17 protein-coding genes, 1 tRNA gene and 1 pseudogene are annotated in these 19931 nt (G+C 50.4%); 4 read left to right on the top strand and 15 right to left on the bottom strand.

All coding sequences use genetic code 11. The annotated features are described in order from the left end of the window. Nucleotides 1-344: 344 nt before the first annotated feature. Together MJZ26_07500 and MJZ26_07495 are read left to right on the top strand one after the other, a co-directional pair. On the top strand, nucleotides 345-758 hold the full coding sequence (locus tag MJZ26_07500; protein ID MCQ2105621.1) for an acyl-CoA thioesterase: 414 nt from the start codon (nucleotides 345-347) through the stop codon (nucleotides 756-758). Nucleotides 759-870: 112 nt separating this feature from the next. Then, nucleotides 871-2220, top strand: coding sequence for a replication-associated recombination protein A (locus MJZ26_07495; GenBank protein MCQ2105620.1), 1350 nt, complete (start codon nucleotides 871-873; stop codon nucleotides 2218-2220). Nucleotides 2221-2299: 79 nt separating this feature from the next. Here the strand turns inward: MJZ26_07495 and MJZ26_07490 are convergent, their stop codons facing one another. The 6 genes from MJZ26_07490 to MJZ26_07465 all read right to left on the bottom strand — a co-directional run bounded on the left by MJZ26_07490 (nucleotide 2300) and on the right by MJZ26_07465 (nucleotide 7779). Continuing rightward, nucleotides 2300-3376 (bottom strand): M48 family metallopeptidase, encoded by a 1077-nt coding sequence (locus tag MJZ26_07490; protein MCQ2105619.1) that lies wholly within the window; start codon nucleotides 3374-3376, stop codon nucleotides 2300-2302. Between the two features lie 76 nt (nucleotides 3377-3452). Beyond that, nucleotides 3453-4010 (bottom strand): LemA family protein, encoded by a 558-nt coding sequence (locus MJZ26_07485; protein ID MCQ2105618.1) that lies wholly within the window; start codon nucleotides 4008-4010, stop codon nucleotides 3453-3455. A gap of 134 nt (nucleotides 4011-4144) precedes the next feature. Next, nucleotides 4145-5965 carry a heavy metal translocating P-type ATPase gene (locus tag MJZ26_07480; protein MCQ2105617.1) on the bottom strand — a complete coding sequence of 607 codons (1821 nt, stop codon included), beginning with the start codon at nucleotides 5963-5965 and terminating at the stop codon, nucleotides 4145-4147. Nucleotides 5966-6073: 108 nt separating this feature from the next. After that, complete coding sequence (locus MJZ26_07475; protein MCQ2105616.1) at nucleotides 6074-6292, bottom strand: cation transporter; 219 nt, start codon at nucleotides 6290-6292, stop codon at nucleotides 6074-6076. Between the two features lie 137 nt (nucleotides 6293-6429). Continuing rightward, nucleotides 6430-6801: a metalloregulator ArsR/SmtB family transcription factor gene (locus MJZ26_07470; protein MCQ2105615.1), complete on the bottom strand. Its 372-nt coding sequence runs from the start codon at nucleotides 6799-6801 to the stop codon at nucleotides 6430-6432. A gap of 171 nt (nucleotides 6802-6972) precedes the next feature. Then, nucleotides 6973-7779: a YggS family pyridoxal phosphate-dependent enzyme gene (locus MJZ26_07465; protein MCQ2105614.1), complete on the bottom strand. Its 807-nt coding sequence runs from the start codon at nucleotides 7777-7779 to the stop codon at nucleotides 6973-6975. A 124-nt stretch (nucleotides 7780-7903) separates the two neighbouring features. On the opposite strand from MJZ26_07465, the gene MJZ26_07460 reads away from it, so the two are divergent. Beyond that, nucleotides 7904-8455, top strand: coding sequence for a lytic transglycosylase domain-containing protein (locus MJZ26_07460; protein ID MCQ2105613.1), 552 nt, complete (start codon nucleotides 7904-7906; stop codon nucleotides 8453-8455). Nucleotides 8456-8572: 117 nt separating this feature from the next. Here the strand turns inward: MJZ26_07460 and lon are convergent, their stop codons facing one another. The 5 genes from lon to MJZ26_07435 form a co-directional block, all read right to left on the bottom strand. Further along, nucleotides 8573-11032 carry an endopeptidase La gene (lon, locus tag MJZ26_07455; GenBank protein MCQ2105612.1) on the bottom strand — a complete coding sequence of 820 codons (2460 nt, stop codon included), beginning with the start codon at nucleotides 11030-11032 and terminating at the stop codon, nucleotides 8573-8575. 78 nt (nucleotides 11033-11110) lie between these two features. Continuing rightward, the gene (gene clpX, locus MJZ26_07450) at nucleotides 11111-12394 is read right to left on the bottom strand and encodes an ATP-dependent Clp protease ATP-binding subunit ClpX (protein MCQ2105611.1); all 1284 of its coding nucleotides are present in this window, start codon (nucleotides 12392-12394) and stop codon (nucleotides 11111-11113) included. Then, the gene (locus tag MJZ26_07445; protein MCQ2105610.1) at nucleotides 12394-12984 is read right to left on the bottom strand and encodes an ATP-dependent Clp protease proteolytic subunit; all 591 of its coding nucleotides are present in this window, start codon (nucleotides 12982-12984) and stop codon (nucleotides 12394-12396) included. The genes clpX and MJZ26_07445 overlap by 1 nt, the downstream gene beginning before the upstream one ends. Before the next feature lie 13 nt (nucleotides 12985-12997). Continuing rightward, nucleotides 12998-14257, bottom strand: a complete 1260-nt coding sequence (gene tig / locus MJZ26_07440; protein MCQ2105609.1) for a trigger factor — start codon at nucleotides 14255-14257, stop codon at nucleotides 12998-13000. Nucleotides 14258-14296: 39 nt separating this feature from the next. Then, nucleotides 14297-14376 (bottom strand) — tRNA-Leu (locus MJZ26_07435). Between the two features lie 66 nt (nucleotides 14377-14442). Between MJZ26_07435 and MJZ26_07430 the strand changes: the two genes are divergently transcribed. Then, complete coding sequence (locus MJZ26_07430; GenBank protein MCQ2105608.1) at nucleotides 14443-15690, top strand: oligosaccharide flippase family protein; 1248 nt, start codon at nucleotides 14443-14445, stop codon at nucleotides 15688-15690. Here MJZ26_07430 and MJZ26_07425 read toward each other — a convergent pair. From MJZ26_07425 to rplQ, 4 genes and pseudogenes are all read right to left on the bottom strand, one after another. After that, nucleotides 15634-17001 (bottom strand): oligosaccharide repeat unit polymerase, encoded by a 1368-nt coding sequence (locus MJZ26_07425; GenBank protein ID MCQ2105607.1) that lies wholly within the window; start codon nucleotides 16999-17001, stop codon nucleotides 15634-15636. The genes MJZ26_07430 and MJZ26_07425 overlap by 57 nt on opposite strands. A gap of 3 nt (nucleotides 17002-17004) precedes the next feature. Continuing rightward, the gene (locus MJZ26_07420; GenBank protein MCQ2105606.1) at nucleotides 17005-18210 is read right to left on the bottom strand and encodes a lipopolysaccharide biosynthesis protein; all 1206 of its coding nucleotides are present in this window, start codon (nucleotides 18208-18210) and stop codon (nucleotides 17005-17007) included. Nucleotides 18211-18213: 3 nt separating this feature from the next. After that, nucleotides 18214-19383: a polysaccharide biosynthesis/export family protein gene (locus MJZ26_07415; GenBank protein ID MCQ2105605.1), complete on the bottom strand. Its 1170-nt coding sequence runs from the start codon at nucleotides 19381-19383 to the stop codon at nucleotides 18214-18216. 172 nt (nucleotides 19384-19555) lie between these two features. Further along, nucleotides 19556-19930, bottom strand: a pseudogene (gene rplQ, locus MJZ26_07410) (50S ribosomal protein L17). Nucleotide 19931: the final 1 nt, after the last annotated feature.

The raw sequence follows: 19931 nt of genomic DNA, 5'->3' as shown, positions 1-19931 counted from the left end.
AAGCAATGCTTGAAGAGGAACGCGATGAAGCTCGCAAGGAAGAAAAGCGCGAACTTGCCAAGGGTTTCCGTGATGATGGAGTTCCTCTGGAAATCATTTCTAAGCGAACAGGCCTCACTCCCGAAGAAATCAAGGCGCTGTAAAAGAGGCGCAGTCTCGCATTTGCGTCAAGAGCAGTTCCGCCCTGCTTTTGCGTTAGGCCCCGCAGCTTTCTAATAGCAACTAAACAATCATCATTCAGCAATACAACTTGGCTTGACATAGCCTACCTTTATAGTTACATTTTGTGCAGTAAATGTGTCGTATGAAACGGCTTGGCAACAAAGCTCGCCCAAGGGATAAGTATGGAAACTTGTAGCTACGAATACACAGCACGAATCGAAGTGCGTTATGCCGAAACCGACCAGATGGGCATTGTCCATCATTCCGTTTATGCCGTATGGTTTGAACAGGCTCGTACCGAGTTTTTCCGTACCGCTGGCGCAAGCTACGCCGACATGGAAAAAGAAGGTTTCGCCTGCCCCGTCTTGGAACTGGGCGTGCAGTACAAGGCCCCCACCCACTATGGCGAATTCGTGGATATCAAGACCACCTTGGTCAAGGAAGACAAGCTCCGTTACCGCTTCAAGTACGAGCTTTCCGTAGATGGCAAACTTTGCACCGTGGGCACCACCTTGCACTGCTTTACCAAGGCCGGGCGCCCCACCAGGGAACTGCCTGCAAAGATCGCCGTGTTCTTCCCCACCGACGCAAAGTAGTTCACCAAATACTCACTAAAATTTGAACTGCCCAAACGCCACAGTTCTAAAAAACAGTGAATCCAAATTGTCGCAACCTCTCGTAATTCGTAACTCATAATTCGTAATTGTCATGGACCAGCCCTTAGCAGAACGTTTACGCCCCCAGAACCTGGATGAGTTTCTTGGACAGAACAAGATTCTCGGTGCCCAGAGTCTGCTGCGCAAAAGCCTTGAGAACGACACTGTCCCCAGCATGATTTTCTGGGGCCCTCCGGGCTGCGGCAAGACAAGTCTCGCCCACGTAATCAAGCAAAAGACCCGCAAGGCCTTTGTGGCGTTGTCCGCGGTTTCCAGCGGCGTCAAGGAAGTGAAGGAAGTTCTGGCTGACGCCCGCAAGATGAAGGCCATGTTCCAGGACACGATTCTCTTCATCGACGAAATTCACCGCTTTAACAAGGGCCAACAAGACGCATTGCTGGGCGCCGTGGAAGACGGTACCGTAACGCTTATCGGCGCCACTACCGAAAACCCGGGCTTTGAAGTGAACGGCGCTTTGCTTAGCCGCTGCCAGCTGATTCTGTTTGCACCCCTAAGCAAGGAAGACCTGCGCACTTTAATTTTCAGTGCCCTGAAGGAACACCCCCGCGGTCTCCAGCTGAAAGACGTAGAGGTGGAAGAAGCCGTAGTCGACAAGCTGATTGCACAGTCCGAAGGGGACGCTCGATTCCTGCTGAATCAGCTGGAATGGATCGGCGGAAACCTGGGCGGCCGCAAGGTCATTGACGAAAAGCTTCTGGAAGAATTCCAGTACAAGAAGCCCCTGCGTTACGACAAGAGCGGCGAAGAACATTACAACCTGATTTCCGCACTGCACAAGTCTGTGCGTGGTTCCGACCCGGACGCCGCCGTGTACTGGCTGCACCGTATGCTTCAAGGCGGCGAGGACCCGCGTTACCTATTGCGTCGCATGATCCGCATGAGCATGGAAGACGTAGGCCTTGCAGATCCTAACGCATTGTTGCTGGCCACAAGCGCCCGCGAAGCTTTTGATTTTCTGGGTAATCCCGAGGGCCTTATTGCATTGGACGAACTGGCCGTGTACCTCGCTCTCGCCCCCAAGAGCAACAGCCTTGAAGTTGCCGGCATGACTGCAGACGAAGTCATCCGCCAGACAGGCACGCTCCCTGTGCCCCGCGCTTTCCGCAATTCCGTAACCCGCGTAGGCAAGCAGCTTGGCTACGGCAACGGCTACGAGTACGACCACGACTCCCCCGGCGGCTATTCCGCACAGGAGCATCTGCCCAAGCAGCTTGAAGGCCTTGAACTTTACAAGCCCAAGCCTTACGGAAGGGAAAAGCTTTTCGCAGAACGCCTTGATCAGCTGAAGGCCATCAAGAGGCAGAGAAACGGAAAGCCAGACCCCTCCGCAGAAAAGCCTGCAGAGCCTGCTGCGTCAGAAAAGACCCAGGAAACCAAGTAAAGAAACAAGTTTGTAAAATTAAAAACCGCGGCATGAAACCGCGGTTTTTCCTTACGCAAATTTTAATGTAGGGAACTGGCTAGAACTGCCGCAAAAGCTTGATTCGTTCAGGAGTATCGGGATGAGTCCAGAACACGGAATCGATTTTTTTTGTTAGGCTCATGCCGATAACGTTATCATCTTCCTCGTCGGGATTGATAATGTAAAGCTGCGCCACATCTTTTCGCTGAATCTGGGACAGTCCCGGCGACAAGGAAATCTTTGTAAGCGCACTCGCCAACGCCAAGGGATCACCGCAAAGTTCGGCAGCACCAGCATCCGCCACGTACTCTCGCTTGCGGGAAATTGCCAATCGGTTGACAAAACTGAAGAAATAGGCGACAGTGGAAATAACGACCCCAACGACAGCAAAAAACATGATTATGAGAATGCCGCCGCCACCCTTTCCCTTTCGACTGCTGCGGGAACGAGAACCGCGGAGCATGCCCTTGATAATCTCGATAAAAATCTTTTGAATGATAGAGACGAGCCCTACGAAGACGATGCACACCACCATCAGGCGGGTGTCACGATTCTTGATGTGAGTCAGTTCGTGCCCTACCACAGCGGCCAATTCGGAATCGTCCAGACCGTCTATGAGCCCTGTAGTCAAGGTAATGGTAAAGGTCTTTACATCAATACCGCTAGCGAAGGCATTCATGTTCGCATCTTCTACAATATTGATTTGAGGCATCTCAATGCCCCCTGCAATGCACAGGTTCTCTACGATATTGTAGATACGAAGATTTTCCTTGCGTTCAAGAGGCTTCGCATGGGTCACTCGCCGAATGATCGCCACATTGCTACAATAGGCAAGGGTAAACCACGTTCCGACTATAACAGCAACGGCGGGCAGGACCTTGAAAAAAACGCCCCATACCACGGGCCAGTGCGATCCATACGACACACCCGTCTCGCGACAAACGTCGCCGATTGTCACCGCCTTTGTCAAACTGACAAGCGATTGCGGCATGAAAACGCAAAATACGCCAAAGTAATCGAGAACGAAAATAAACGCCCACACCATGGCAAAGATAATGACAGGATACAGGCAAAGCAGAATAACAGTGTTCCTGTTATTCCGCCAGATCTGGGTCTGCATTCCGACGTATTTCATAGCGCTATGAGCGGTGAGCCATGAGTTGTGAGCTACGAGAGTTTCATTCTCATAGCTCAATACTCAAAGCTGATGGCTAAAACTTTACTTCGGGAGCCTTATTCAGGGTTTCGCGATTTTCGGTGGCCTCGTACATGGCAGCACGCTTAAAACCGAACATGCCTGCAATGATATTGCTGGGGAAAACTTCGCAGGCGTTGTTCAGTTCCTTTGTGGTGGAATTGAAGAAGCGGCGAGCGGCAGCCAGCTTGTTCTCGATATCAGAGAGTTCACCCTGAAGCTGGAGGAAGTTCTGGTTCGCCTTCAGTTCGGGATAGGCTTCCAAGGTCACGCGAAGGCCAGCCAAAGCACCGGACAGAGCCTTGTCTGCAGCCACCTTTTCATCGACAGTTGCGGCACCCATGCCAGAGTTACGAGCTGCAATGACCTTTTCAAGGGTTTCCTTTTCGTGGGCGGCATACCCCTTCACGGAAGCCACCAACTGAGGAATAAGATCGAAGCGCTGCTTCAACTGAACATCGATATTGGCAAAGGCATTTTCGCGATTGTTGCGAAGCTTTACCAAACCATTGTACATACTAGCTACGGCAACTGCAATAACGACGATTACAGCGACAACAATTCCCAAGATCATAAAAAATCTCCTTTTGATTATCCATTGTCAAACTTATATAAAAATTATTACCATAGGAAATATTTTGTTTGCCAAGGCTCGTTTTTAATGAAAAACCGGCACAATAGCCGGCTCCTTTTTCAGTATAGAGATAGTCATTTAAAGCGCAGAGTTCTCATGGCATTGAGGATGGCAAGGACAGCAACTCCCACATCGCCAAAGACGGCCATCCACATATTCGCAATGCCTACGGCACCGAGAACCATGATCAATATCTTGACACCGATGGCAAAGGCGATGTTCTGACGGACAATACCCATGGTACGGCGTGCCAGGCGAATGACCGCGGGAATCTTGCCCAGATTATCATCCATGATGACAATATCCGCAGCCTCGATGGCGGCATCGGAACCCATGCTACCCATGGCAATGCCAACATCCACACGGGAAAGTACCGGAGCATCGTTAATGCCATCGCCTACGAAGGCTAGCTTACCGGAAGTCTGACGTGCCAAAAGTTCCTCCACACAGGCTACCTTGTCTGCAGGCAAGAGCTCTGAACGGACTTCGTCAAGTCCAAGCATACTGGCCACAGCCTCGGCGGCGGCCCTGCGGTCACCACTCAGCATGACGCACTTTTCCACACCGGCAGATTTCAGACTACGAATTGCATCAGAAGCTCCATCCTTGATGACATCTGCAATAAGGATCGCCCCAAGAAACTCGCCCGCCTGGGAGATGTATACCACCGTGCTACCGACAGCTCCATCGGAAATCTCCCTCGGTACGTTTACATCCTGGGATGCCATCAGCTTTTCATTACCAAGAAAGGTTTCCACTCCGTCTACACAGATTCTTATACCCTGACCGGAAATTTCCTCCCCGGCGGTAACACGGTTCATATCCAAGGTCTTGCCGTAAGCTTCACGGATTGAACTGGCAATAGGATGATTTGAGCAGGACTCCCCCAGTGCTGCAATTTCCAGCAAAGATTCCCTCGAGATATTCTTTGCAGGTTTTACTTCCGAAACCTTGAACTGACCTTTTGTAAGCGTACCCGTCTTGTCGAAGACGATGGTCCTGACTTCAGAAATCAACTCCAGATAGTTACTGCCCTTTACCAAGACGCCAAGTTTCGATGAAGCCCCAATGCCACCGAAAAAGCCCAGCGGAACGGATATCACCAACGCACAAGGGCAGGAAATCACCAGGAAGATACAGGCTCGTTCCACCCACATGCCAGCGGGCTCTCCCAATAATACAGTAGGAACGACAGCGAGCAGAACAGCAAGGCCCGTTACAATAGGCGTATAGACCCTGGCAAATCGGGTAATGAAATTTTCAACCTTAGCCTTCTTACTACTGGCATTTTCAACCAGTTCCAAAATGCGCGAAACCGTAGAATCCTCGAATGCCTTGGTAACACGAACTTTCAATGTTCCATTGCCATTTACACAGCCACTGACAACTTCGCCTCCGACACAAACCTTGCGAGGAACAGATTCTCCGGTAAGTGCCACCGTATCAACAAAAGACGAACCCTCCACAACAACACCGTCAAGAGGAATCCTTTCCCCGGGCTTCACCACAATGACTTGATCGATTTCCACATCATCGGGGTCCACCTGCTCAAGGACACCATCCTTTTCAATATTGGCATATTCCGGGCAAATATCCATCATATCGGAAATGGACTTTCGTGACTTTCCAACAGCGTATACCTGGAACCACTCCCCCACCTGATAGAACAGCATCACCGCCACAGCCTCGGAAAATTCCTGTATGCCGAATGCGGCAACAGTGGCAACCATCATCAGGAAGTTTTCGTCAAAGACCTGGCCATTTCGAATATTGCCAACCGCCTTCAAGAAAATATCGTAGCCAATGACAGCATAGGGAATAGCAAAAAGAATCAGCGGAAGGATCCACTGTTTTCCAAACAAATTAACATCATCAAGAATCCCGATATTTTCCAATATCAAGAGAGGAAAAAAGATCAAGGCCGTAATGATGATTCTTGTCAGATTTCTTTTTTGGGACTTTGTCATCTTTGTCTCGGATAAAAGGGATTTTCAATGGTACGGTTAATCCAAGATCTTGCAATCCGGCTCCACCTTGGCACAAATAGCCTTGGCTTCAGCAAGGATTGCATCAAAGCGGGCATCGTCTGCATCAAGCATGAACTTCTGTGTCAGGAAATTAACGGACGCATCATTGACCCCGTCAATCTTCTTGATGGCAGCTTCCATCTTTGCGGCACAGTTTGCGCACTCCAGATCCTGCAACTTGAACTTCTTCTTCATTTTTCATCCTTTGGCCCGAGGCCTTCCATTGTTAAAATTTTTGACCCGTTTCCATGTTTATCGCGGGTTCGTTAGTTTATCAGTTGAACAATCCTTCAACATCAATCGCAAAAAGAAACGCGGATTTCCCGCACTTCTTATTGTTCTTCCAACACGTGTTCCATGCCCTGATTAAAGATCATCTTCACGTGATCATCGGCAAGAGCATAGTAGACAACGCTCCCAACCTTTCGGTACTTAACCAGGTTCGATTGCTTCAGTATTCGTAGCTGATGGGAAATGGAAGATTTTGTCATGGAAAGCAGAACAGAAATATCGCTAACACACATTTCAGACTTCATCAAGGCGCAAAGAATCTTCACACGGGTAAAGTCACTGAAAATCTTGAAAGTGTCCGCTAGATCCATTAAAGACTCGTCTTCCGGCATTTGGGCACGAACCGCTTCCACCACTTCATCGTGGATGCAGCTGCAATCGGATCCCTCAAATTCCAAGTCCTTCTCTACCATCATTCCTCCATTATCCAATCAGATTACAAAATCCCGGATAAAGCTTCTGCAGAATTCAGTTGAATAGTTGTTCAACTATTAATATAGAATAATTTCTGAACATCGTCAAGGAAATCTCACAAAAAAAATAGCCCCCATTGCGGGGGCCACTTCGATTCCGATATCCAATAATTAGACAGGATCGTTGACGGGCTTGCTGTAGTCACGTTCGCCGAAGAGGGCGGTGCCTACGCGGATCATGGTGGAGCCTTCTTCGATGGCAACTTCCAGGTCGCCGGTCATGCCCATGGAAAGCTGGTCGAAGTTTGCGAACACACCGCCCTTGGCCAAGTACTTCTGCTGGAGATTGCGGAGGAAGGCGAAGCATTCGCGGGAATCTTCTGCGACACCGGTGTTCTTGCCGATGGTCATGAGGCCGCGGAATTTTAAGTGAGGGAATTTTTCGCTCTTGCCGTCAGGGCCACAGGCGCCCGCGAATTTTTCAAGTTCTGCCAGGAAGGCGTCAGCATTGGCTACATCCAAACCGCTCTTGGTTTCTTCTTCACCGGCGTTCACCTGGAAAAGAATTTCCAGAGTCTTGCCGGAGGCGGCACCGTTTTCACTGGGCAGGCCTGCGCAGACCTTTTCCAGCTTTTCGACCGCTTCCATGTTTGCGATGGAATGGATGCAGTCTGCGACGATGGCAGCCTTCTTCAACTTGTTGCTCTGCACCGGGCCAATGACATGGCACTGCACCGGGGAGCCGTCCTTTGCGGTGAGGCGGGTGCTGAACTTGGATTCCGCTTCCTGCACGCGGTTCTCACCGAAGACCTTTGCGCCCAAGGCAATTGCATTTTCTACAGCTTCCGCCGGGTGAAACTTGCTCACCCAAACCAAAAGCACAGATTCACGGGAACGGCCCGTCTGAGCGCAAGCGGCAGAGATTCTCGATTCCAATTTAGCCAACTGGCTACGCATTTCTTCAAGAGTAAATTCCATAACCGAAATATAACTTTTTATATATTGCTCCCGAGAAAGGCTTAAAACTTTGAAGAAAATTCTACTGGTCATATTTGCGATTCTTTTCCTATGCGGGGGTGTTCTCCCCGCAGTAGAAGATTATATGGATGAAGTTGCAAACCATAAGGAAGTCCTCACTTTTTTCGGTAAAAAAGATTCCCCAGAAAAACTGAAGAAGTTCATCGGCTCGGTAAATCAGAAATTAAGCGCAGCCGACGTGGAACGTTTTTCAAGCTACATCCTGACTTACTCAAAACAGTACGACGTGGATTACAAATTGGTGGCCGCGGTCATCGCACAGGAAAGCAAGTTCAAGGTCAATGCCAAGAGCCGCGTGGGAGCCTTGGGGCTCATGCAGGTCATGCCCATCACAGGTAAAAACGTTGCCCAAAAGCTAAAACTTTCCCAATACAACCTGACGGATCCGAAAGACAACATCCAGATTGGTGTAAAGTTCCTCTCCATGCTTTACCACGAGTATGGTGGCGATATCAACTTGATGCTAGCCCACTATAATGGCGGATACAGGCAGGCAGAGCTATACAAGACCTTCAAGTATTTTGAACTCTTGCGCTTGATAACGATGAAGTATGAAACATTCGACTACGTCAAGAAAGTCAAAGCCAATTACCGAAAGATCAGTCGGGAATTTTAATATCAAAAAAGAACCCGCGGTTTTTGTTCCGCGGGCCTAAATCACTTCTTAGAATGCCAGATCCTTCGGCATGTTATGCCTCAGGATGACACTTTTTTTGCGCGTTAAGATGACACGCTACTTTTTCTTAGTAGCCTTCGCAGCGGGTTTCTCAGCCACCTTCGCGGGCTTCGTCACCTTAACTGCGACGGCACTAGCCTTCGATTCTTTAACCTTTAAGCTTTCCGCTTTCACCTGTTTAGCACCGGGCTTCACAAAGAGAATCTTGATGATTTCGTCGATGTGCTTGTGGGTGTAAATCTTCAAGCCCTTCTTGGCGGGAGCGGGAAGCTCATCCACGTCCTTCTTATTCTGGGCCGGCAAGCGCAAGGTCTTCACGCCAGCCTGGAGGGCGGCCAAGGCCTTTTCGTTCAAGCCACCGATAGGCAGGCAAGCGCCAGTGAGGCTTACTTCGCCAGTGAACGCAACGTCGGGCGGAATGGGCTGCTTGGTGAATGCAGAAAGCAAGCACAACGTGAGGGCGATACCGGCAGAGGGGCCATCCTTGGGCACAGCGCCTTCGGGTACGTGAATGTGGATGTCGGTCTTTGCAAACTTCTCAGCATCGATGCCGAATTCCTCGAAACGTTCGCGCACGAGGGAGAGTGCAATCTGGGCAGATTCCTTCATCACGTCTCCCAGCTTACCGGTAAGCAAGAGGTTGCCCTTGCCCGCCATGAGGGAGCATTCGATAGGCAGGATTTCGCCGCCAACGCTTGTCCAGGCAAGGCCTGTCACAACGCCCGGACGACCCGGTTCCGGCAACTGGCTTTCCATAAAGCGAGGAGCACCCAGGTATTCCTGCAAAGTCTTTTCATTCAGTTCCTTGGCAAACTTCTTGCCCATCACCATGTCTTTCGCACGGTGGCGCACAACGTTTTCAAGCATGCGTTCCAGTTCGCGGACGCCGGCTTCGCGAGTCCAGTCGCGGATCACCTTGCGGACCATTTCGTCGGGGAACACGATGTCTTCACCAAGCTTTACGCCGGTGCGTTCGCAAATGCGGGGCACCAGGTAGTTGGACGCAATCTTTTCCTTTTCGTGGGGATAGTAACCCGGCAAACGCACCATTTCCAGACGGTCGTGGAGAGCCTCGGGAATCTGGTTCTCGTTATTTGCAGTTGCAATGAACAGCACGCGAGAAAGGTCCAGGCCCACTTCCATGAAGTGGTCGGTAAAGTCGTGATTCTGTTCCGGATCCAAGACTTCGAGCATGGCGCTGGCGGGGTCTCCGCGGAAGTCGCTTGCCATCTTGTCGATTTCATCCAGAAGGATAATGGGATTCATGCACTTGGCGCGCTTCAGGGCGTTAATGAAACGGCCCGGCATGGCGCCAATGTAGGTGCGGCGATGACCGCGAATTTCTGCTTCGTCACGAACGCCACCCAAGGTGATGCGTACAAAATTACGCTGCATGGCCTTGGCGATGGATTCCACCAAGGTAGTCTTACCAACGCCTGGAGGGCCAACAAGGCAAAGAATGGGTGCGCGGCGTTCCGTGCCCGTAAGCTTCAGAACGGCGATGTATTCCATGATGCGTTCCTTCACCTTGTCCAGGCCGAAATGCTTTGCATCCAGTTCGGCCTTCACCTTCTTCATGTTCAGGCTGGTTTCGGTGAACACATTGTACGGAAGCGTAAGGAACCAATCCAGGTAATTGCGGCTCACGGCATATTCCGGAGACGTGGGCTGCATCATGCGCATGCGGGAAATTTCTTCTTCCAGCTTTTCCTGGATGGCCGGAGCAAACTTCTTTTCCTTGATCTTCTTCAGCAGCTGATCCGGTTCGGAGGAACCGTTGTCGCCATCAAGCTCATCTTGCAGCTGGCGGATCTGTTCGGAAATGAACCATTCCTTCTGCTGCTGGGCCATCTTCTGGCGAACGTTCTGCTGAACCTTCACCATGACGGTATCGTTATCCGCAGCCACCTTCATAATTTCAAGCAGACGATCCGCAAGGGCCTCAATATTTTCAACTTCCAGAAGAGTCTGGCGAACATCCAAAGCAACCTGCAAGAAAGGAATAATCCCGTACAGAGCGTTTACATGGCTGTCCATGGTAAACAAGGCATCCACCATGCCGTCGGCAATATTGCGATGCATGGAATATTCCTTGAATTGGTTCAAAACCATTTCAAGTTTTTCGCACTTGTCGCTCTGGAGAATGGAAGTCCTTGGAGAAACGGTCACCTGGAGAAATCCTTCGGACATATTGATGGAACGAAGGTCCACCACAATTTCACCTTCAAGAACAACCTTCACGCAACCGTTCGGAAACGGAGTCACATTGCTTACATGAGCCAACACACCCACGGAATACAAATCCAGCATGGGGTTCTCGATGACTTCCTGCTCAATATTCTTCTGGGCAGCCAAAATAATCTGATTATCATGGGACTCAGCATATTCCAAAGCCTTTAGAGAAATATCTCTACCCACCAAAATACGGCGAGTGGTCAGGGGGAATACAACAGCATCCCTAAGGGGAAGCAATGCATAATTTTTCGAAAAATCGTTTACCAAAATCTCTTTCTCCATTTACGATGCCAAAAATACAAAAATGGATGACCACACATAAGGCAGGTCATCCATCGAAATGCACTAAGCAGGATTTTGCTAGGATTTTTTACGGGTCTTCTTGGTGGCAGGAGAAGCCTTGCCCTGGGGTTTCAGACCATCCTTAACCATATCCGCAGTCATGACCAGCGTCTTTGTGTCGGAACCGGGAAGCTCAAACATGTAACGCTGCAAGACCTTCTCGAGAACGGAACGGAGGCCGCGGGCACCGGTTTTGCGGACCATCGTTTCGCGGACAATTTCCCTAAGGGCGTCTTCCTCGAATTCCAATTCCACGCCGTCCATTGCGAACAAGCTCTTGAACTGTTTTACAAGGGCGTTCTTGGGCTGGGTAAGAATGTTGAGGAGAGCATCTTCGTCAAGTTCTTCCAGGGCCACGGCGATCGGCAAACGACCGACAATTTCGGGAATCAAACCGAACTGGATCAGGTCATCAGGTTCCATCACCTTGAAAAGTTCACTGAGGGAGTTTTCCTCGGTGCTACGGATGTCGGCACCAAAACCCATGCCACCCTTGTTCACACGACGGGCAATAATCTTGTCCAGGGTTTCAAAGGCGCCACCGCAAATGAACAGAATGTTACGGGTATTCACCTGCACCAGGGGCTGTTCAGGATGCTTACGGCCACCCTTAGGAGGCACAGCGGCCACGGTACCTTCCAAAAGCTTCAGCAAGCCCTGCTGAACACCTTCGCCGCTTACATCGCGGGTGATAGAAGGGTTGGCAGTCTTTCGGGCGATCTTGTCGATTTCATCCACAAAGATAATGCCACGTTCAGCCTTGGCCACATCGTAATCGGCAGCCTGCAAAAGGCGCACGATAATGCTGTCTACGTCTTCGCCAACGTAGCCGGCTTCCGTAAGAACGGTCGCATCAGCAATAGTAAAGGGAACGTCCAGGAATCGGGCCATGGTCTGCGCAAGCAAGGTCTTGCCGGATCCGGTAGGACCCACCAACAGCAAGTTGGACTTGTCCACTTCCACGCCGTTCTTGCCAGCATTCATTTGTTTGTAACGCAGGCGCTTGTAGTGATTGTAGACGGCTACAGAAAGAGCCATCTTGGCCTGGTCCTGGCCGATAACGAATTCGTCCAGGTGGGCCTTGATTTCTGCGGGACGCGGAAGAGGCTTGGATGCAATCTCGGCTGCAGCCTCGGCCTGTTTTGTGCGGGAACGGTCTTCTTCGATAATACGATGGCACATGGAGACGCAATCACTGCAGATATGCACGCCTGCACCAGTAATCATCTTCTCCACCTGCTCTGCGGGCTTGCCACAGAAACTGCAGGTTACCGTCGGATGGTTCTTCCCGCTACGATACATTAAAATTCCTCTTTACGCGGCACAAAAATTTCGTCGATGACGCCAAATTCCTTGGCTTCTTCAGGACTCATGTAGAAGTCGCGGTCGGTCTTGGTGCGAACTTCTTCAATAGACTTGCCAGTGTGCTTGGCAACGATTTCTGCCAGGGTATCCTTGGTGCGGACAATTTCCTTGGCGGTAATCTGGATATCGGTAGACTGACCGGTGGCAGCGCCAGACGGCTGGTGCAGCATAATGCGGGAATGAGGAAGCGCATAACGCTTGCCCTTGGTTCCTGCAGCAAGGAGCACGGCGGCCATGGAGGCGCAACTACCAATGCAGATTGTAGCGATGTTCGGGCAAACATGCTGCATGGTATCATAAATGGCCAAACCTGCCGACACGTAACCACCAGGGCTGTTGATGTACAGCGTGATATCCTTCTCGGGATTCTCGTACTCAAGGAAGATCAACTGGGCCATGACGTTGTTGGCCACTTCATCGTTAATGGGAGTTCCCAAAAAGATGATGCGCTCCTTGAGGAGTCGGGAGTAGATATCGTAGGCGCGTTCACCGCGACCGGTGGTCTCAATGACGGTAGGAATGATCATTCATTAACCTCTTTTACTTGGATTCTTCGGCTGCGGGACGGATACCGACGATGAAGTCAGCGGCCATCTGAACGCGGAGTTCGTCGCGCAGGCCATTGATACGGCCAGACTGACGGAAGTGAGCCTTCAGAGATTCGAAGTCTACGTGGTAGGCGTTAGCCATGTTCTGGAGACGTTCGTCAACCATAGCCTGGGTCGGCTTGATCTTTTCTGCGTTGGCAACGAAGTCGAGAATGCGATGCTTCTTGATTTCGCGGACAGCTTCCGGAGAGAGAGCCTTGATCTGTTCTTCAGTGGGTTCGACCATGTCCTTTTCGCTCTGGGCATTGCGGTTCATGGACCAGCGGATCAGGTCATAGACGCGAGCCTGGGGAACTTCGAACGGGTTGGCTTCGATAATCTTGTCGATAGCTTCGTTCACAGCCTTGTTCTTGGCAGCATCCTTCTTCTGGTTTTCAATGCCTTCAGCAAGGTTCTTCTTCAGGTCTGCAACGTCCTTGACGCCAACCTGTTCAAAGAAAGCTTCGTCCATGGTGGGAGGAACGATGGCGCGGATGTCAGTAACTTCGACCTTGAACTGAGCGGTCTTGCCACGGTAGTGTTCGTCCTTGTGGTCTTCCGGATACTGGAAGTTGATTTCCTTGACGTCGCCAGCCTTGGCGCCTTCGAGACCTGCATCGAATCCCGGAGAAGCGGATTCGCCGAGGAGAGAACGGAATTCCTTGTTTTCGGGAAGTTCCTGCTTTTCACCGTCGATGATCACTTCGATGTAGTTGCCAACGACAACGTCGCCCTTGGCAGCGGCGCGGTCAACATGTTCGTCCTTGCTCCACATCTGGACAAGGCGGTTGTATTCGGCGTCGATTTCTTCTTCGGTAATGGCGGTAGCCGGAACGGTGATACCGGTATCGGCATAACCCTTGATGTCGATTTCCGGATCCATTTCGACTTCAACCTTAAGAGTGATGTCAGCAGCCTTGTCGTCGTTGAATTCAACAACCTTCATGGGGCCAACGGGAAGGATGTTAGCCTTCTTGAGTTCGTCCTGCACGATCTTGTTGATGGTTTCGTCCACAACTTCGTGACGGATGGATTCGCCAAACTGCTTCAGGATCATGGCCTTCGGAACCATGCCCTGGCGGAAACCCTTCAGGGTAACCTGCTTCTTGTACTGGTTAACCTTCTTTTCGAAGGGAGCAGTCAGGTCTGCCTGCGGAATGGAAATTTCGAGGGTGCGCACGGTTGCGCTAGTTTCTTTGATTTCAACGGTCATTATGAACTCCGAAGATCGGTTTATTAGATGTTAAAGACATGCGAGGGGTGGGAGTCGAACCCACACACCGAGGTACCAGATCCTAAGTCTGGCGCGTCTGCCAATTCCGCCACTCTCGCGATTTTGCACCCAAAGATACAAAAACCCAAAGACATCCGGAGTTTAAACATCTATTTTATGCCTCGTTGCAAGCGTTAAAGAACATCAAGATCGGAGTTTTCATTTCCCTGGTGAACATCCTCATCCAGGGTGTATCCGTCCTTGTTCAAAATATTATCGCAAACAACTTGGGAATTGTAAAGTTCGGTTACTTCGGAATTTTACAGAGCGACTATACCATATTCTGCGCCCTTGCAGATTTCGGCATGGCAACACTGATTCTAGCCTTCTTCGGAAAGCGGGCTACCGAAGGCCGCCTCTTCACCAACGTCCTTCAGCTAAGGCTAGCCATGACTGCCCTAACGGCAGTCGCCATGGTGATCTTCGCCTGCACCGTCCGCAAGGACAGTCCCGCATTCCTTGGGGAACTGGTCCTCGCCTTTGGCCTGTTGTTCCAGCATGCATTCTTCGACTGGTACTTCATCTGCGGAAATTTCTGGAAAAAACTTCTCATCTCCAAGGTGCTTCACACCATCTCCTATTCCACGGTCATGGGAATTGCGCTCTGGTACTTTAAATTCGATTCCATTCCCGCCATCGCAGGAGCCATGGTCTTGGCTGCGCTCCCTGCCTTCGGCTTTGGCGTTCGCCAGGCCTTCAGCCTGCAAGTGCTCCGCCTTGGCCGCCACACCATTCAGTTCTTCGGGCTGATGCTGAAATCCGCCCTCCCCTACGCCCTGGCAAGTATCACCAGCTTCGCCTACCTTCCCGTGGGCCTCTACACGGTGGCAGCCTTCACCAGCGACTCCTTCCTCGGCTCCTACAATTTTGCTAACAAACTAATAGTCCTGGCGTCAGGTCTCATGGTACACTTCATCTCCAGCAGCCTGATAACGCTTCACCAGACAGACAGCCGCGTGCTACATCTCAGGGACCAGGCAGTCTTCACCCTGTTCATCGCGGCCGTATCCTCCCCCTTCTGGCTGTTTCCAGAATTCACACTCAAGCTAATCTTCTTTGCCGCCCCCTGGACAGACGACGTCCTTGCAACCAGCAGTTTCTGCCTGAGAATCCTTTCCATGTCGCTCATCCTTCAGGCAACCCGCATGGGAATGATCTCCACCATGCTCAAGGAAAAACGTACCTGGACCTACGGCGCCATGATTACCGCCGGCGGCGTCCTGAACATCGCAGCCTGCATCGGCGGCGCAAAGCTATTGTCTAACGGAAATTCCGCCGGATACTACATTCCGGCACTGACCCTCACAGGCGATCTGCTACTTAGCTTCCAGCTTCTGGTCTACTTCATTCGCAACAAGCGCATCCGCTGGTAACTCGCCGGCTTTCTCTGGAGAACCGTCCTTAGCAATCTCGTTTCTCGGCCGGAAGGAACATATGGTGGTCACAACAAATACAAGCGCACCCCAGATACAGTAAATGCCCTGCTTGTAGCCCGACGTAAAGAACCACCATCCAACGAAGTAGATGAAGAAGGTGTACAGCGCCACCTGCCGCGGCGTAAACGGTCTACACAGCTTAAGGTACAGAAGGGTCAGTCCCATACCGCACAGCAACGGGAAGAAGAATACGCCAAAGATAAAGAAGTCCTTGTACACATCCCACAGGTAGTTCACCGTATTGAAGCCATATACCTTTTGGATTCTTTCGTTAAAGGCATCATCCCAGCGGAAACTGGTTCTAAAACTACCGCTAACTCGGGCATATTCAAATATCCCATGAAAGAAATCAACGCCGTAAGTGTGGGGGTGAATCTCCCTATCCGGCGGAGAGTTGACAGCATAATCCAAGTTCCAGTAGTTGTTGGCCACATACATGTAGGGAAGTTTCATCACCACATCCATGGCCTTGCCCTCCGCATCGCTTCCACCGTACTGGGAACGAACGCTACTGATACCAACGAAGGCGCCAACAGCAAGAACCAATACAAAACTGATGACAATGGGAGAAATCCTCTTGTAAAGGAAATTCACCAGGATAATCAAAAATCCAACGTTAAAGAACAAAGCCGTTCTATTGGGATAGGCACATAAGTTCAAGACAATGGTAAAGATCACCATGAACTTGGATACCAGTCGGACAAAATTATCACTATTGAACTTCTTGAAGGAAGCTACACCAAAGAGAAGAACAGGCAACGGCCCGCTGCTAATCAACAAGGCGTAGTAACCATAATTCACATCCTTGGACATCCACTTCGCAGGGTCGCCGGTAAAAATCAACAGGTTGCCAGCCGTCTGAACAACTCCGTACACTCCCACAAGAAAAAGGAGGAACGCAGCAAAGGAAAAGAACAAGTGCAGATGCCAGTTGTAATTTTTGGCAGGAGTCGAAGCAACAACCTCACACGGAATTCGCTTGGACTTCGCGTAGAGCTTTACCAGAAAACTTCCTGTACAAAAGGCAACCATCCCAAGAATCCATATCATCCATGTCTTGGGCTTGAAATCCGTCATGGCCGGATCAAGACGCAAGAATGCGATTCCAAGGGTAATGCTCTGGGAGAAACAATAGACGGTAATAGGGCTAAAAAAATCGCGCTTAAGCCAGATAGCCTGCACAAGGCAAAAGAGCGACAGCAGGAAAGCGAAGGTCGACTCTGGATATTCCATTACCCAGGAGAACATTTGCTATCCCTTGGACTTTCTAGAGAAGAATCCCTTGAAGGCGATCCATTCCCTAGCTACGTCGGACCCCTTTTTCTCTTCTTCCTCAAAGTAGGTGAGAAGACTGCAGAGAATCGATCCGATCAAGACCGCTACAGCAAACGTGAACACCAGGGTCACGCCACGGAGAGGATAAATCTTCTTGTCATTCTCCCAAGGCGGTTCCAGAATGTGAAGATTGGTAAGCATCTTTGCTTCTTCCAGCTTCAATTGTTCACTCTGTTGACGGAGCAGCTTGTACATGGCTTCCTGAACCCGGATTTCATTTTCACGACGCATGTATTCCAAGCCAAGCTGCGGAGACTTCTTCAAGGCGACCATACCCACATTGCTGTTCTTGCCGTTCAAAGCTCCATTCAAGGCCGCATTCACGCCATCATAGCGCTTGCTCAATTCGTCGTAACGCCTGCTGTCTGTACCACGGTCGGCCTTTTCGAAGGCCATCTCCATGGCAACTTCCTCACGCTTTGCCTGCAAGGAACTCATGTACTTGAGGGTAGACTCTAGCTGGATTTCGGGATCGTAGAAATTATTTTCCTTCTGGAACTTCACAAAGTTTTCCAATAGGGAATCAAGCACATGCTCGCAGGAATCAAGCCTGCTTTGGAAATATTCCCTGGACTGCTTGGCCTGGGCCGTCTTAAAAGCATTGAAAGCAGAATCCGCTTTTTCAAGCATGAAGCGAACCATCTTGGCGGCAAGCTTGTAGTCCTCATCTTCCATGGAGACCGCAAACATATCCTCCTTGTTCATTTCCACGCCAAACTTCTTGCGGAACATCTTTAGAAGATCCGCATGGAAGTTCCCGTCGAATTCGTAGTGTTCCGCCAGGTTGAATTCTTCGATGACCTGGTTATGCAGTTCCCATGAATTGAAGATGGTCCAAACCGCATTTGCATCATCATCGCTTGTGGAAAGACCAAGAAGGGAACTCATGCCAGCTGCACCGCCCAACATGGAGCTAAGACCATTCAATGATGGACTTGAAGACGCAGGAGGCGTCACGACCGCCGTAGCCGCATACATGGGCTTAATGACCCACATAACGCAAACAAAGACAATAATGGTCGGCAAAAGAACAATAAACGAGAAAAGCTTAAAATGCTTCAAATCGCTATTGATTGCCTTCAATAAAATTTCAATCAAACCAATGGAGGGCTGCTTTTCCATAAGCTACTTATAGTTCACGTAAATGATGAAGGCGGAGGAAATCACCGTCAGGAGAGATGCCAAGAACAAGGTAAAATCCTTGAAGGATTCATAATGGCTCTTGGGAACTTCAATGTAATCGCCAGGCAGGATCGGATCCTCGGTAACACTCAAAGTCAAAGCCTCAGGTTCCGTGCCGCGCCACACCTTGATCTGCCTCCAGGTGCCGGTAATCGTATTGATTCCAGCAGCAGCAGCGTAGTCAATGGCATGCCAATTGGGATCATAAGGGTAACGACCGAGGAAGTTCACGGCTCCGCCCACATACACCAGCATTTCCTGTACGGAAAATTCTATTTCCGTATTGGGAGGTACCTTGGTAGTCTTCATCTCGCCGAGAGAGATCCAGCTAGGGGGCTTGCCCGGTTCACGTATGCAAACGGACTTGTAACCAAAATTGTGAAGACGTCCACCTTCCGCGATATCAAAGTAGTCCTGTACAGTACGATCGGGACTGTACTTGACGCTGGTTCTCACCCCAGGGAAAATCAAGGCGATGTTCTCGCCCATGGAAACATAGGGAACGTACACGTTATCTCCCTGTTCCAGCATGATATCATTCTCGAAAATACCTTCAGACGACATCTTGCGGTAATTGACACGCAGAGTATCCTTGCCTCTAAAGATCAAGATACTATCCGCATCTGCGTTGGCCACAAAACCACCAGCCTGACGAATAAAGAAACTCAGACGGGTCTGGGCATCCACAAGATGCTGGCCCACCATGTTCACTGCGCCCATGGCATTCACTCTGAACTTCTTGAGAGCAGCCAGCTGGACAAAACAGAACTCACGCTTGTAACGCTTGGCAGCAAGGTCAAGAATCATTTCTCTGGCTTCAGCGAAGGTCTTTCCGCCAACGTTAACAACACCACATTCTTCAATAGCTACAGAGCCATCAGGATACACCTGGACAGACATGTAGTTTTCTTCCAGCATAATGTCCAGGAAATCTCCAGGACCAAGGACGTATGCGGAGTCTACAGCAACTTCGGCATAGGTGGGAGTCAAAGCAACAGAGCTGCGGACAGAAGGACCGCTGGATCTCTTGGCCGTGACTCCGCTAGAAAACAGAGCGTCGTCGGCTAAGACCAGCGCAGATAAAAAACAAATGATTGCGACTATACGAGACATGTCTAAAAAAAATACAAAATTAAATCCCACAAAAAAAAGGCCCAGTCATAAGACTGAGCCTTTTAAAGCCAACCAGCAAAGATTAGTTCTTGCTTTCGCCTTCAACCATGTCGACAGCTTCGGGCTTTGCAGCGTCAGCGGTCTTCTTGGTCTTCACAACGATTTCGTCTTCGACGAGACCGATGAGAGCCATTTCGGCAGCGTCACCAGCGCGGTTCGGGCCGAGCTTCAGGATACGGGTATAACCACCGTTACGGGAAGCATAGCGCGGGCCGATAGTGTTGAACAAATCCTGGAGAACCTTCGGGTCCATCACGAAGCGAGCAGCTTCACGACGTGCAGAAAGGTCACCCTTCTTTGCGTAGGTAATCATGCGTTCCACATAGCTACGAACGAGCTTAGCCTTGTGGAGAGTGGTGCGCACATAGCGGTTGCCCTGTTCGGCTTCCATGCCCTTACCAAGAATAGAGGTAGTGAGGGCGCGGAGGATGGCACGCTTGTGCTGGGCGTTAACGCCGAGTTTCTTGTTTTTTACACCGTGTCTCATT

The sequence above is a fragment of the Fibrobacter sp. genome (genome assembly GCA_024398965.1).
Lineage (GTDB): Bacteria > Fibrobacterota > Fibrobacteria > Fibrobacterales > Fibrobacteraceae > Fibrobacter.
Note: the sequence above shows the minus strand (reverse complement) of the source record. Positions and strands in the feature narration are given on the sequence as shown.